We start from the raw sequence: 15,652 nt of genomic DNA, 5'->3' as shown, positions 1-15,652 counted from the left end.
TACTAAAACTCAAGTAATATAGAAATTAACAATTTAATTTTAACAATTACATTTATTTTGTCAAGTGTTTTATACTTTTATACACCAAATAATGAAAGCAATACTCCAGCTGCCACTGCAGTACCTATAACTCCAGCCACATTAGGTCCCATAGCATTCATAAGTAGGAAATTACCTGGATCTTCTTCTTGTCCCACTACTTGTGCAACTCTAGCTGCCATTGGCACTGCCGAAACCCCTGCAGCACCTATTAAAGGATTTACCTTTCCTTTAGTTATTTTATACATTATTTTTCCTATAATTACTCCTGCTGATGTACTTATACCAAAAGCTATCATTCCCAAAACTACTATCATTATAGTTTGAGGTTTTAAGAATATTTCTGCATTAGCTGTAGCCCCAACAGTAACTCCTAAGAATATAGTTACCACATTTATCAAACCATTTTGTGCCGTTTCTGAAAGTCTTTCAACTACACCACATTCTTTAAATAAATTTCCTAGCATCAACATACCAATTAGTGAAGCTACTGAAGGAAGTAATAATACCACCACTACTGTTACAGCTATAGGGAATATTATTTTTTCTACCTTCCTAACCTTTCTAAGCTGTCCCATTCTAACAGTTCTCTCTTCCTTAGTAGTAAGCGCCCTCATTATTGGAGGTTGAATCAACGGAACTAAAGCCATATAAGAATAGGCTGCCACTGCTATTGGACCTAAAAGCTCCGGTGCTAATTTACTTGAAAGATATATAGCTGTAGGACCATCTGCTCCTCCTATTATTCCAATAGAGGATGCTTGTTGTGGAGTAAATCCCATCAATATTGCACATATAAATGTAAAGAATACTCCAAATTGTGCACCTGCTCCCATTATAACACTAGATGGATTAGCAAGCAGTGGACCAAAATCTGTCATAGCTCCTACACCTAAGAATATAAGTGGTGGATATATGTCCGCTTCTACTCCCTGGTACAAGTACCATAAAAGTCCTCCCACGTGATCCTTTGTTGGTGGAGCCATAACTCCTGATGCTGGCAAATTAGCCAAAAGCATTCCAAAAGCTATTGGTAAAAGAAGCAGTGGTTCAAACTCCTTTTTAATAGCCAAATATATAAGCACAAAAGAAATAATAATCATTACCAATTGTTGCCATGTCATTCCTACAAACCCAGAAGAAAGCCACAGGTTCTTTAATGAATTTAAAATCATAGCTCTTTCCCCTCTTCCTATTATTGAATTACTGCTAATACATCTCCCGTATTAACCATAGCTCCTTCTGCTACGTTAACATCTATAACGTTTCCATCATGAGGTGCCATAATTTCATTTTCCATCTTCATAGCTTCTAGTACAAATAGTACATCTCCTTTTTTAAAGCTATCTCCTGCTGATTTATTTATCTTTAATATTTTTCCTGGCATTGGACACTCTACATTTTCTCCATCTGCATTAGATTTTTTAGTTTCCACTGTCTTTTTTTCTACCGGTTTGACTTCTTTTTTCTCTTCCTTAACCACAGAAGTTGTTGAAACCTCTGAAAAATCTCCTTTTACTTCTTCTACTTCAACTTCATATCTATTTCCATTAACAGTAATTACATACTTTTTCATATTATAAACCCTCCTAATTATCTCAAACTATTCTTTATAGCAGAATCTTTCCATCCATTTCCATTCAACCGCCTTATATTTTTAATTACTAAATTCTGAGATGGCACATCCATATAAGATGATAAAGCTGCCATTATAGCTGCAATAACTTCCAAATCTGCCTCTTCAGAGCTTATACTAATTTCTTCCTGATGCTTTTCAATAACTAATTCCTTTTTATCTATTTCTAAATCCTTTTTACTTTTTCCTGACACTTTATTTGAATTATTTAGTAAAAAAGTTTGAGCTTTTATTATTAAAGCTATAAAAACCAATATTGAAAATACTATAAGCATAGCAAATAACGTAACTTCTAATGCCCCTACAAAAGTTAATGTTTTCATTTAATCCGCCCCCCTAAACCAATATACTTCCATGTTTCTTAGGGTACCTTAACTCTCTTTTACTCCCTAGCATATCTATAACCGCAAATAATCTTTGCTTTGTTTCAGACGGCATTATTATATCATCCACATGTCCCTTTTCTGCCGCTGTATATGGATTTGTAATTTCATCTATGTGTTCACAAATCACTTTTTTCTCCTTTTCCTTAGGGTTTTCGCTAGCAACTATTTCTTCTCTAAATATTGTCTTTATCATATCTTCAGGCGTTGTTAATGATATTTTAGCACTTGGCCATGCATAGCATATATCAAAGCTAACTTCTTTACTTCCTAAAACTGCATATGCAGGTCCATATATTTCACCTATTATTAAAGAAATCTTAGGTACTGTTGCATCACTTAAAGCATAGATCAATTTAGACGCTTGTAATGCCATACCTTGTTTCTCCTGTTTTAAATCAATTTGGAATCCCTTAGTATCAACTAAAGATATTATAGGTATATTAAAACTATCACAAATCTTTACAAATCCTATTAGTTTATCTATACATTGAATATTTAAAGTACCCTCTTTTATATTTTTATTAGTGCCTAGTATTCCTACTGTGGTTCCATTTATTTTAGACAAACCCGTAAATACAGCTTCTGCCCATTTCTTATTAAGCTCTAAGAAGCTTTCTTTATCACTTATTCCATCTACTACTTCATATATATCATAGTTTTCACCATCGGCGATGCTATTTAATTTTTCCTTAGGTATATTTAATTCCACATCTTCAACACTCAAAGGAATGTTGTCCATATTATTTGAAGGTATATAGGATAAAATTCTTCTAGCAAAACCAATCGCTTCCTCTTCATTTTCTACTATTACATGAGCACTTCCATTTTCATTAGCATTTTCACCATCTGAATAAACTTTAGAATCTACAAATATCTTTTCTTTCTCTGTAAGTTTATTTGAAGGAGTTACACATAAAGTACTGTTATTCTTTGTCATTACAACAAAATCGCTCATAGCTGCACTTAAAGCCGATAATCCTTCGCATGGTCCCATTACCAACGTTATTTGTGGGATAACACCAGAATTTTGTGCATTTCTTTTTAACATTTTTCCATAAGCATTTAGAATATCTAACCCTTCTGCAATTTTAGCTCCTGAGGAGTCTAAAATCTGTACTAATGGTGCTCCCATCTTAACTGCCATATCCATTAATGAAGCTATTTTTTCAGCATTTACACTACCAATAGCTCCTCCATCCACAGTATAGTCTTGACCGTAAGCATAAACCAATCTACCATTTACTGTGCCATATCCAGTTACTACTCCAGCTCCGTTTTGGCAAATTAGACCTCCTAATTCTATAAAGGAGCCTGAGTCAAATAATTTAATCATTCTTTCCTTGCAAGTATTTTTACCCAAATTGTGTTGAGCTTGTATTTTTTCTCCACTTGCTTTTTCATTTTGAATTTTTACATTCATAAATTTTTCCACATAACTCATTGACGTTCCTCCTAACTAAAATAAACAACTAACCCCTACATTAAGGATAGCATATAAATCCTTTTTTGTATATAAATTTTTGCAAGTTTTATTTCATTTTTCTGTGTATTTAAAAAATAAAAAAAGCTAGCTTTTTTATCAAAAGCTAGCCTTTTTTAAACAATTTTATCTATAAACTTTTCTCATTTTCTTTAATCTCTTCACTATTTTGCTCTTTTGAAGAAACTTCTTCATCTGAAACATCTTCTTCTGCTAATTCATCAGTACTTTCCACAGAATCTACTGTTTCTTCTCTATTGTCCATTTCAGCTATGATCTCTTCTAAAGTTATTTTTCCGTCTATTAACGCATTAAACTCATCTGCATTTAATTTTTCCTTTGCCAATAATGCCTTTGCTACATCATGTAGTTTATTTACATGTTCAGTAAGCAATCTCTCTGCTTTCATATAAGCTTCATCTATTAATCTTTTTATTTCACTATCTATCTTAGAAGCTATCTCTTCACTAAAATCTCTATTTCTTCCAATATCTCTACCTAGAAAAACTTCTTCGTGTCCTGTTCCAAAGGCTATAGGTCCAAGTTCTTCACTCATACCAAATTCCATTACCATCTTTCTAGCTATATTAGTTGCTCTATCTATGTCATTTTTAGCACCAGTACTTATATCTCCTATGATAAGTCTTTCTGCAACCCTTCCACCTAACAATCCAACCATTTCGTCTTCCAATCTAGATTTAGAAGTATATGCTCTGTCCTCATCTGGAAGATGCATTGTATATCCACCAGCCATGCCTCTTGGAATTATGCTAATTTCATGCACTGGATCAGAATTAGGTAAAAATTTCATTACAACTGCATGACCTGCTTCATGGTAAGCAGTGAGGTTCTTATCCTTCTCACTTATTACCCTACTCTTCTTTTCTGGTCCAGCTATTACTCTAGTAATTGCCTCTTCTAGCTCATCCATGCCTATAACTTTTCTGTTGTTCCTTACAGTTAAAAGAGCTGCCTCATTCATTAGATTCTCTAAGTCTGCTCCAGTAAACCCTGGAGTTCTTTTTGCTAAAACATTAAGCTTAACTTGAGGATCCAAAGGTTTGCCTTTAGCATGAACCTTCAAAATTTCTTCTCTTCCTTTTACATCCGGCTGTCCTACAAGTATTTGTCTATCAAATCTGCCTGGTCTTAATAATGCAGGATCTAATATATCTGGTCTATTAGTTGCAGACATAATTATGATTCCCTCATTTACTCCAAATCCATCCATTTCAACTAACAACTGATTTAGAGTTTGCTCTCTTTCATCATGTCCTCCACCTAATCCTGCACCTCTTTGCCTTCCAACTGCATCAATTTCATCTATAAAAATTATACAAGGCGCATTTTTCTTTGCTTGTTCGAATAAATCTCTAACTCTTGATGCACCAACACCTACAAACATCTCAACAAAATCAGAACCTGATATACTAAAAAATGGTACTCCGGCTTCTCCTGCTACAGCTTTTGCAAGTAAAGTTTTTCCTGTACCTGGAGGTCCCACAAGTAAAACTCCTTTAGGTATTCTAGCACCAACTTCTAGGTATCTCCTAGGAGATTTTAAAAATTCTACTATTTCTTCCAGTTCTTCCTTTTCTTCTTCTGCTCCTGCCACATCCTCAAATGTAACCTTCTTTTTATCATTGGTAGCCAACTTAGCTCTGCTTTTTCCAAAATTCATAACACCCCTATTGCCGCCACCTTGAGACTGTTGCATAAATATAAATAAAAATCCCACTAATACAACAGTAATTATTATACTTGGTAGCCAGCTAATCCACATAGGTGTTTTAGATGGTTGATCATATTTTTCATCTATATAATATGATTTTGGATTTTGACTGATAAAATCATACAATCTTGCTTTATCTACATTAGCTTGTATTTGCTTATTATCTTTTAGTTTAGCTAAGACAGTACCATCTTGCTTAACTTGAATTTCTTTTACATTATCTTTTTTCCATTCCTGAGTAAATGTTCCGAAGGATACCCTTCCTGTACTGGTTCCTGATTCTACATAAGCCAATGCTGCAAACATAACCAATACAAGTACTATTATCCAAACTACTGCACCGGACATTTTCTTCATTTAAGGCCCTCCCCTCTATTTATACTACTATAAGATTTTATCATATAGTAAATTTATTGACAATAAATCCTCAACTAGTACCTATTACTTTTAATTTTTTATAGATTACAATCATAGTTTTTCACTAACATATTTAAGTTATTCTTAGCTTAAGTATAAGTCTACTTAAAAGTAACCACAAAAGTAGCCACCCACTAACACTATGATTACAAAAACTTATCCATGCTCCTAATGATTCTATCATACAGTTTAAAAAGTTAAGGTATTAGTTCTGCTAGACATGTGGCAAATTTATTATTTCATGTAAACTTCTTCTTTTAATATACCTACAAAAGGAAACTGTCTATAATTTTCAGCATAGTCCATGCCATATCCCACTAAAAAATAGTCTGGGACTTCATAACCTATGTATTTTACATCTATATCTACTTTTCTCCTTTCAGCTTTATTAAGCATGCATGCTATTTCTAAACTATTTGGGTTTCTTGAACTTAAATATTTCATAAGATATTTAAGAGTTATTCCTGTATCTATTATGTCTTCTACTATAAGCACATCTTTACCCTTAATTTCAAAATCTAAATCTTTTAGTATTCTTACAACTCCTGAAGTCTGAGAAGAGTTACCATAACTTGATACATCCATAAAGTCAATATGGCAAGGTATAGATATTTCTCTTATAAGATCTGTCATAAACATAACAGAGCCCTTTAGTATACCAATCAAAATCAAATCTTTCCCTTTGTACTCTTCACTTATTTTTTTTGCTATTTCCTTTGTCTTCTCTTTTAATTGTTCAGCAGTATATAGAACCTCTTTTACATCCTCACATACATATGCGGTCATCTTTATTCCCCTCTCTTAAACTGGATTTTTAATATTTTCTTTGTATTTTTATCAATTTTAAATTTCTCACTTATCCTATATCCCCACACCCATGCTATTTCATCTCCAAAGCATATCAGTGGTATTTCATCTCTCTCTTCCTTAGGAACTTTTAAATCCATGAATATATCCTTTAATTTTTTTGTACCTCTCATCCCAATAGGTTGAAATTTATCTCCTTGTCTTCTATATCTATAAGTTATTTCCCCTTTTACCTTTTCATAATCAAAATACTTGGTAAAATTATTTCCTTTTAAATTATATTCTTCTTCTTTTGTTTGTATTTCAATCTTTAAATAAAGATTTTTCTCTTTTATTAAATATTTTTTATCCATTTCTAATGTTAATTCTTTTTTTTCTTTATTCACAGTTGATATATTTACATACATATGAATGTCCCCATAATTATTTGTAGCAACTAAGTTCTCAGGTAAATTAATCTTTTTTCCCGTACAACCCTTTTGAATATGTATTATATCATATATGTGTTTTGTCTCTAAATTATACAAATTTCCTTTTAATTTTTTTAAGGCTATTCTTATAACTCTAGACAATATAGCCTCATGTTCTTTAAATAATTCTTTTCTTACTATAATTTTACCATATTCTAAAGTACAATACTCCTTATATTTATCACTTGCTACTAAATCTATGTATTCATTATCCTTAAAAAGTATATTTGCAAATCTATTTATAGTACTAACTATATCATTATTAAAATTTTTTTCTATGTATGGTATTAATTCCAACCTAACTTTATTTCGGGAATATATACTCTCAAAATTCGTTTTATCTATTCTAGCATTAATTTTATTATCATTGCAATAACTTTCTATTTCCTTTCTAGTTAATTTTATTATAGGTCTCACAACTATGCCATCTCTTATAGGCTTTATTCCAACTGCGCCAGCCAAACCAGTACCCCTCATTATCCTCATAAGCACAGTTTCCGCTTGATCGTTAGCGTTATGAGCCACAGCAATTTTTTGAGCTACCAGCTTATTTTTAAGTTCATAGAAAAAATTATACCTAGCATCTCTTCCTGCTGTTTCACAGGATATATTTTGTTCTAAAGCTATGGAATTTATATCTATTCTTTTACTATAGTACTGTACATTTATTTTTTTACAGTATTCTTTAACGTATCTCTCATCGTCATCTGCCTCATTTCCTCTTAAGCAATGATTTATATGTGCTACAACTATTTCTATATGTAGCTTTTCCTTAAGTAAATAAAGCATATGAAGTAAGCACATAGAATCTGGCCCTCCAGATACTCCAACTATTACCTTATCGCCCTTTTTAAACATTTGGTATTCATCGATAGTACTTAACACCTTTTGTAACATTTAAACACTTCCTACAAAATTATATTTTCATAATAAACAATTATAACATAAATAAAGAATGAGAATAAGTTTTTTTAGAACTTATTCCCATTCTATTAAAAAACATATATAAAAACAACCCTTTATGTGTGTTTTAGTATAAATTACCTGTACTTTTATTTAAGCCCCACTGAACTCCAATTTCTAGCATATGATATTTTTAATATAAATCATACACCTTTGACACCATTATAGTCATATCATCCCTAACCTTGCCCTTATTTAATTTCATAGATTGCTCCATAAGTCCTTCAGCAACTTCTCTAGGATTATTACTATTGATTCTTTCTAAATATTTAATTACCCAATCATTTCTACCTACATTTTCACTATTATAATCTACCACACCATCTGTAACCATTACAATCATATCTCCATTATTAAGTTTACATTTTTTCAAATCTGCATCCACCTTATCTAATATTCCAATAGGCAAACTTTTAGACTCTATGGTTTTTACTCTATTAGATTTTTTTATAAAAGTTGAGGCCGCTCCAACTTTTATAAATTCTGCTTCACCAGTATATAAGTTTATATTTCCCAAATCTACAGTAGAGAATTTTTCCTCTTCGTAAAACTTTAATGACATAATAGAATTAACCGCATTAATAGAGGTATTTTCACTAAATCCTGAGTTCATAAAATTTTCAATCATTTCTACTACTGCTGTGCTTTCCTCACTAGCCTCTGGGCCAGATCCCATTCCATCACTTAATAACATTATATAGTTTCCATCATTACCTTTCCCAAAACTATAACTATCTCCATTATATTCTTCTCCATCCTTGCACCTTCTCTTTACATAGGAGGATATATGGTATTTAGGCATCTCTTTAAAGTTTACAGTACATTGTCCTGTGTTATTGTCTATAAAACATCCCTCTTCCTCTATACACATACTTCTTCCAGTAACCTCATCTATCAAAGGCAATATTTCTTTAACACATTTTTGTTTGCTTGTACAACTATCCATAGTCAATTTTACAGCACTGCGCCCGTTTTTGTCTAAGAAGCATGTAACATCACTATATTTTATATTTTCCTTATTTAATATTCTTATAACTTCACGCTCTAAAGTAACATTAAAATGAACCCCGTATGCAAAGTCATCAGTAGCTTCTTTTATAGACTTTGCCATATTACTTATCTGATCTGATAATATCTTTCTTCCTTCCTGTAATCTTACATTTAAAAGCTCACTTATTATATAATTATTTCCTATTTCCTCCGTGTTCTTTAATAAAAATTCTTTGTTTATGCACTTTCTATCAATTTCTTTTGGAATTATCTTTCGCCCTTGTTGATAGTTTTGTATCAGTTCTCCAAAAGCAGAATAAGTATAGTGCAATTCTCTTTTCCAACACATGCCCTTCATACTGCAATTGCTACAAACCCTATCAGCTAAATTTTCTATCAAAGATGCACTTTTATTTTTCATACTCAAGTTTTCATTTTTGGATAAATGAGCCAAAGTATCTGACATATTATTAAGTACTGTTGAAAAACTATTTAATCTTTTTTCAAAAATTTTTTTAACCTTTTCAATATACTCTTCACTAATATACTTTTCCTTTTCTTCTCTATTAACCTCTAAACTCACCCTCTCATAAAAGCTCCTTGGTATTAATAAAAAAATTGTAGCAGCTATTATAGGCTCTATAAGTTTAAATTGCTGAACACTTTTAGAATAAACCGTCACTATAAAAAATGTTATTATAAATGCCAAAGACGTAGCCCATCTACCCATTTCTCTGAAAGCCCCTCCTATTAAGGCACACAAACCATAAATACTAGTATATATGCTTATATCCTTTGCTCCTAATCCTATGACTGCTCCAAGTGCTACCCCTGTAGCAGACCCAATACCACTTCCACTTACATAAGTTAAAATAGATATAAATGTCAATGACAATACATTCCATAAAGATATGTTTCGTATTTTTATTCCATAAGTACCCGCTAATACCAAGGATACAAATATAGCCATAGTTATTAATTCTTCACTGTTATATAGATGTTTTGTATTTAATTCTTTAAAGCATAAAATAGAATGATCAATAATAAAATATAATGGAATGATACACGCCATTTCTAAAAAACAAAACAATAAAGTTGTTCCCATGGGTTTTTTTAATATAAACAGCTGGTACATAATAAATTCTAAGAGTATTATGCTACACGTAACTATAACCTTTTTACTTCTACTAATACTTTTTAAGCAATAAAATATTACAGTTACCAGGGATATAGCTATTAAATATTTTCCTATTCCCTGTAATGAATTATGTATCCAAACATAACCTAAAACACTTCCAGCACAAGGGAACAAGAATACATAATCCTCAAAGTAGCACAACATAGCTATAAGCAATGCAATGCCAAAAGGAGCCATAAAATTCATTATAGTAACTCTGCTCATAAATAAAGCTATAATGAAACTAATTACCCCTTTCAGTATTACATTTAAATTTAAACTTTTTTTGTTTTCTTCCTCCTTCTGCACTCCAGATACTCTTTGGTATGGAAAAACATTAACACCGTATTGCATATTCACCCTCCCCAACCTTAATTAATAAATTAATTATAGCAAAATTGAGTGGTAATAATTGTCAATATATCTGTCTAAAACAAATTTCTTTAAGACAATAAAAAACATAAATTGGTAATTTTCTTCCATTATTTGTAATATGTATTGCTATATTATTATTGCCTCTATACTGGTTTTTAATATAAATTCTTAAGCTATATGTCATTTTAGACGTTACTTTTTTTTTAATAAACAAACTATATAAAAAAGTCGTTATATATACTCTTTTGATATGATTTAGGGAAATTTTTTTGTTAAAAGAATTTAAGAAATGTAAAGTTCTTAGAAACTAAAAAACCTCACAAAAATGTGAGGTTTCTTGGTAGCGGAAATAGGACTTGAACCTACGACACTTCGGGTATGAACCGAATGCTCTAGCCAGCTGAGCTATTCCGCCATGTGGTTGCGGGGACAGGACTTGAACCTGTGACCTTCGGGTTATGAGCCCGACGAGCTACCAGCTGCTCCACCCCGCGACATTTGGTGCTGAAGACCGGAATCGAACCGGTACGGTGTTTTAGCACCGCAGGATTTTAAGTCCTGTGCGTCTGCCAGTTCCGCCACTCCAGCGAGTTTTTGCCTAATCTCAAGGACAGATTTTATTATATAGTATATATGAAGACATGTCAACAACTTTTTAAAATATTTTTAATTTCCATTTTAAAAAACTCAATTTTCCAACCCCAAACATTAGTGCCATTAGCCCATCACCATCAGCACTTGATATTGAAATATATAATTTGACCACTGCACTTTCGAACATAATTTTCAAGTTATACATTAGATAAATAAAGGAAATAAAAATATAATTTTTATTTTATAACTGCGAAAATTGAATTAACTATTGATCCCTATTAATTTATGCAGTATTAAAAAGCATCAACCATATTAATAAATATGACTATGCTATAAATAAAGGGCTATTAAAGTCTTTATTTATACTTTAATAAGCCCTTAGTATTCTTTTAAATACTACATACCAGAACCTCTTTTATTGCGGCCACCATTCTTCATATTTTGGTGCTTCTTTATGTCTTGGAATTTTTCCTCACTTTCCTTTAGAAACTTTGAGATTCTATCTTCAAAGTTTACAACTTCATTCTTAGCTTTTTCCTTTTGCCAGTCAATTTCTACTGGCCTAACAGTTTTTTTAACTGGATTAGCCTGCTTTATTGATAGGCTCATTCTTCCATTATCATCTATGGAAAGAACTTTAACTTTAACTTTTTCTTTTTCTTTTAGATGTTTACTTACATCTTTTACATATGATTCTGAAACCTCAGAAATATGTACTAGTCCTGTTTTGCCCTCCACTTCTACAAACGCACCAAAATTAGTAATATTTACCACTGTACCTTCTGTAATACTTCCTACTTTTAAGGTCATGTTAAAAAGACTCCTCCTTAATAAAATAATGTTCTATAGAAAATAATTTTGAAAACTAATTTAAACTACTTTGAACTTTCCTTAGATGAATTGTTGATTACAGGAGTCTCTCCTTTTTTAATAAAGTTTAATTTTTCACGTGCTATCTTTTCTATATAGCCATCACTTTTAGACATTTGAACTTGATCCTGTAATTCATTATTTTTTTTCTTAACTGCACTTAATTCCTGTTTCTTTTGATTCTTTTCTTCTTTAACTCTTCCTATTGTCACTTGTTGATTTACAAAAATACCAATCATGTAAACCACTAATATAGCCAGTATTATTTTTTTAAAACTAATCTTTTTTTTCATAACACATATCCTCTTCTTTTTAATAATATAGACTATATATATATTTTAAGTTGCTTTTACTTTTTATTCAAGGTATTTTTGTACTTTTTATTTTTTTTCTTTTTTTTTGAAAATGCGTAGGTAAAAACTCCAAATATATAACTAACATTATTTACCGTTATACGCAATATTTTTCCAATACCTCTGTTAGTTTTACTTGTGAATCTCAAAAAATGTTTACTAACTATCTTCAAATAAACAAATAAACCAAAGGCAATATAAATATAACAATAAAATCCCATATATGCATAATTTGTAATAAACAAAAATATAAAAACAATTATAGCAGCAAAAATCCAAAATAGCACATCTTGTATAAATACTATTATCTTATTATTACATCTGCCCCGTATACTTCTATACACATCAAATAAAACCCCTGTTAGCACCCCTGCTAGAATATTATATAAAAGTAATTCTAATTGAGAAATAGTAGATAATATCATATGCGTATTTACTTAAACAGCTTGCTTATAATGCTGTCATTATCCTTTTTCTTTTCTCTATTCATGTAAGTGCAGGAGTCAATAGTTCCAGCTATTACCAGTTCACCATTTTGGACATCTAATTTATTCATTTTTAAGTTATTTCCCTTTACTTTTAACTGTCCTAATTCGGTAGTTAAATCTATTTCTTCTTCGTTAAAACTTATTACTTCTTGGACACCTGTAAGACTTAATCTTTTTCTACTATCCAAATTTAAAATACTTTTATGTTCTTCTATTTTAATCTCTTTTCTTACCTCCATATTAAACCTCCTATAATCCTATAGTATCTATACTTAATATATGATTATAGGCTTATCATTAGTACAATTACTCTATTAATTCATACATTTCCTTAGCTGCTTCCTTTTTAACGTGTTCTGCTATATTAATTATTTTTGCTTTTAATTTACCGTTTGCAAATTCTATTTCTATTATGTCTTCTTCATTTACTTCAGTGCTTGGTTTAGCAACCTTACCGTTAATCCAAACTCGTCCACTTTCACAAGCTTCTTTTGCGATAGTTCTTCTTTTTATTATTCTTGATACTTTAAGGTATTTATCTAATCTCATTTAATTCTCCCCCTCATACATTAATTTATTAGTAATTCAACTTTCGCAGTTGAAAAATAAAAATATAAAATTTAAAATGAAGAATAAAGCTCTTTTAGAAACTAACTATAATTTGAAATTTACATGTAAGTAATAGGTAATAGCTAAGAAGTAAGAGTTAAAGATAAAACTCAAAGAGTTTTTTATAATTAATTTATAAGTAACAGGTAATAAGTAATAGTTATGGTGAAAATTCAGCTTTGCTGAATTTTTTAAAGAAACTCTTACCTTTTACCTATTAGTTCTTACCTTTTCACTCTTACTTCTTACTTTTTACCTCTTACCTACTCTACAAATTCTTATTTTACATTCTAAATTTTAAATTTAAAACCCTTATTAATCTAATGTAGAGCTTGAACTTTATGTGCAAAAGTTGAGTTAGCAAAATAATTATTTGCATACCTTTTATTAAAGAAAAAACCTAGATTTGCATCTAGGTTTTCCTTTATGTAGCCAATATTATCCAGTAATTATTTGTTTACTCTTTCTTTAAATTCTTTTCCTGCTTTAAATACTGGAACAGTTGATGCTGGAATTGTTATTTCCTCTTTAGTTCTTGGATTTCTTCCAACTCTTTCAGCTCTTTCACGAGTTTCAAAAGTTCCAAATCCTATTAATTGAACCTTTTCACCTTTTTCTAATGTTTCTTGTACGCTTTCTATGAATGCCTTTAATGCTGTTTCTGCATCCTTCTTAGTTAATTTACTTTTTTCTGCCATACTAGCGATTAATTCTGCTTTGTTCACCTTTGTTACCTCCTTAAATAATTAGAGTACGCTATTGAATAAGCATATTCTTCATTTTTTTTTAAATTCCTTCTAAATATTAAATTAATTTTTTAATAATTTTGCTTCATTCCAGAAATTGTCCATTTGCTCTAATGTCATTTCTTCTAAAGTTAGCCCATTTTCTATGGCTTTATCCTCTATATACTGGAATCTACTTATAAATTTATATATAGTATAATTTAAAGCATCTTCAGGGTCAATGTCAAGAATTCTAGCTACATTTACACAAGAAAATATTAAATCTCCCAGTTCTTCTTTTATTTTGCCCTTATTTTTGCTTTTATATACATTTTTTACCTCATAAAATTCTTCTAGGACTTTCTCAAAGGCCGGTTCCACAGAATCCCAATCAAATCCCACCTTAGCTGCCTTGTATTGAACCTTATTAGCTCTTATAAGAGCCGGTAGCATCTTTGGTATATGATTTAATGAATCTGTATAGCTATTTAAACCTTGCTCTCTTTTCTTTATCTTATCCCAGTTATCTAGTACTTGACTTGAATTATCTACTTTTATGTCACCAAATATATGCGGATGTCTGTTTATCATCTTATCGCATATACATTTTATAACATCATTTATATTAAAATATCCCTCTTCTTCTCCAAGCTTTGAATGAAATACAACTTGAAGTAACACATCTCCTAGCTCTTCAATTAAATTATCATCATTTTGTTCATCTATTGCCTCTATTACTTCATAACACTCTTCTATTAAGCAACTTTTTAAAGTTTCATGAGTTTGTTCTTTGTCCCATGGACATCCATCTTCTCCTCTTAGTATATCCATTATTTCTTTTAAATCATAAAAATCTTTTGTATTTTCCAAATCTTTAGGAACGTATATAGAAGTTAGATAATCTATATCTTCCTGCCTATCCAGTTCATATAATTTTATTTTTCTTATACTCTCTAGTCCCTTTACTCCTGCAGCCCTAACAAAATATATGTCTGTTTCATCATGATAATATTCTAATAAAGCTAGTTTAACTTCTGAAGCTATAAACTTATTATATACTTGAGTTATTATAAGTCCAACCCTTTTATCTAATATTTGTTTTTTTATATCAAAAGCATCGATTATTTTAACTCCTTCTATAGGGTCTATCTTAAGACTTTCCATTAAGGCATCTACAAAACTTACTGCTGGCAAAATCTCACTGTCTATTCCTTTAGCTTCACAAATTTTATTTAATATATTCACAGATTTTTCTGCTACCAAAGGGTGACCCGGCACAGCATAAACTATATCTTCATTGTGCTGTACACTTTTGTTAATCAAATCCTCTGCAATAGAATTATAAACTTCATCAAAATTCTTATATTTTTCATATAATTCATCATAGGTTTTAAAACTTACACCCTGTTTTTTTATATATTCTACTGTAGGATGTTTTGCAGTTCTCAAATATACGTATTTTGATTTTTTTAATAGTTCTATAACTCCTATGGTCAATGCATCTGGGGACCCAGGTCCTAGTCCTACTATTTTAATCATAA

15 protein-coding genes and 3 tRNA genes are annotated in these 15,652 nt (G+C 30.8%); all 18 read right to left on the bottom strand.

Annotated elements, in window-relative coordinates; all coding sequences use genetic code 11:
* Positions 1–77: 77 nt before the first annotated feature.
* Entirely contained in the window at positions 78–1,214 is a 1,137-nt protein-coding gene (locus C1715_RS04715; RefSeq protein WP_102399473.1) for a sodium ion-translocating decarboxylase subunit beta, read from the bottom strand.
* Between the two features lie 20 nt (positions 1,215–1,234).
* Positions 1,235–1,615 carry a biotin/lipoyl-containing protein gene (locus C1715_RS04710; protein WP_102399472.1) on the bottom strand — a complete coding sequence of 127 codons (381 nt, stop codon included), beginning with the start codon at positions 1,613–1,615 and terminating at the stop codon, positions 1,235–1,237.
* Between the two features lie 17 nt (positions 1,616–1,632).
* The gene (locus C1715_RS04705) at positions 1,633–1,998 is read right to left on the bottom strand and encodes an OadG family protein (RefSeq protein WP_102399471.1); all 366 of its coding nucleotides are present in this window, start codon (positions 1,996–1,998) and stop codon (positions 1,633–1,635) included.
* 13 nt (positions 1,999–2,011) lie between these two features.
* Entirely contained in the window at positions 2,012–3,502 is a 1,491-nt protein-coding gene (locus C1715_RS04700; RefSeq protein ID WP_102399470.1) for an acyl-CoA carboxylase subunit beta, read from the bottom strand.
* A 169-nt stretch (positions 3,503–3,671) separates the two neighbouring features.
* Positions 3,672–5,630, bottom strand: coding sequence for an ATP-dependent zinc metalloprotease FtsH (ftsH, locus tag C1715_RS04695; RefSeq protein ID WP_102399469.1), 1,959 nt, complete (start codon positions 5,628–5,630; stop codon positions 3,672–3,674).
* Positions 5,631–5,924: 294 nt separating this feature from the next.
* Positions 5,925–6,476, bottom strand: a complete 552-nt coding sequence (hpt, locus tag C1715_RS04690) for a hypoxanthine phosphoribosyltransferase (RefSeq protein WP_102399468.1) — start codon at positions 6,474–6,476, stop codon at positions 5,925–5,927.
* Between the two features lie 2 nt (positions 6,477–6,478).
* Positions 6,479–7,864: a tRNA lysidine(34) synthetase TilS gene (tilS, locus tag C1715_RS04685; protein WP_102399467.1), complete on the bottom strand. Its 1,386-nt coding sequence runs from the start codon at positions 7,862–7,864 to the stop codon at positions 6,479–6,481.
* Between the two features lie 199 nt (positions 7,865–8,063).
* A complete protein-coding gene (spoIIE, locus tag C1715_RS04680; protein ID WP_102399466.1) occupies positions 8,064–10,451 on the bottom strand; it encodes a stage II sporulation protein E in 2,388 nt (795 codons plus the stop codon).
* A gap of 359 nt (positions 10,452–10,810) precedes the next feature.
* Positions 10,811–10,887 (bottom strand) — tRNA-Met (locus C1715_RS04675).
* 3 nt (positions 10,888–10,890) lie between these two features.
* Positions 10,891–10,966, bottom strand: a tRNA-Met gene (locus C1715_RS04670).
* 5 nt (positions 10,967–10,971) lie between these two features.
* Positions 10,972–11,060: transfer RNA gene (locus C1715_RS04665), tRNA-Leu, on the bottom strand.
* Between the two features lie 402 nt (positions 11,061–11,462).
* Positions 11,463–11,876, bottom strand: coding sequence for a S1 domain-containing RNA-binding protein (locus C1715_RS04660; RefSeq protein WP_102399465.1), 414 nt, complete (start codon positions 11,874–11,876; stop codon positions 11,463–11,465).
* 65 nt (positions 11,877–11,941) lie between these two features.
* A complete protein-coding gene (locus C1715_RS04655; RefSeq protein ID WP_102399464.1) occupies positions 11,942–12,229 on the bottom strand; it encodes an FtsB family cell division protein in 288 nt (95 codons plus the stop codon).
* Between the two features lie 56 nt (positions 12,230–12,285).
* Complete coding sequence (gene yabQ / locus C1715_RS04650) at positions 12,286–12,714, bottom strand: spore cortex biosynthesis protein YabQ (protein ID WP_102399463.1); 429 nt, start codon at positions 12,712–12,714, stop codon at positions 12,286–12,288.
* Between the two features lie 8 nt (positions 12,715–12,722).
* A complete protein-coding gene (gene yabP, locus C1715_RS04645; protein ID WP_102399462.1) occupies positions 12,723–13,016 on the bottom strand; it encodes a sporulation protein YabP in 294 nt (97 codons plus the stop codon).
* 67 nt (positions 13,017–13,083) lie between these two features.
* On the bottom strand, positions 13,084–13,326 hold the full coding sequence (locus C1715_RS04640) for an RNA-binding S4 domain-containing protein (RefSeq protein ID WP_102399461.1): 243 nt from the start codon (positions 13,324–13,326) through the stop codon (positions 13,084–13,086).
* A gap of 509 nt (positions 13,327–13,835) precedes the next feature.
* Complete coding sequence (locus C1715_RS04635) at positions 13,836–14,111, bottom strand: HU family DNA-binding protein (protein WP_035292693.1); 276 nt, start codon at positions 14,109–14,111, stop codon at positions 13,836–13,838.
* 84 nt (positions 14,112–14,195) lie between these two features.
* Positions 14,196–15,650, bottom strand: a complete 1,455-nt coding sequence (gene yabN / locus C1715_RS04630) for a bifunctional methyltransferase/pyrophosphohydrolase YabN (RefSeq protein WP_102399460.1) — start codon at positions 15,648–15,650, stop codon at positions 14,196–14,198.
* Positions 15,651–15,652: the final 2 nt, after the last annotated feature.

Source organism: Haloimpatiens massiliensis (genome assembly GCF_900184255.1).
In the GTDB taxonomy this organism is placed as follows: domain Bacteria; phylum Bacillota; class Clostridia; order Clostridiales; family Clostridiaceae; genus Haloimpatiens; species Haloimpatiens massiliensis.
The sequence above is the reverse complement of the archived record's forward strand: the minus strand, read 5'-3'. Positions and strand labels throughout refer to the sequence as shown.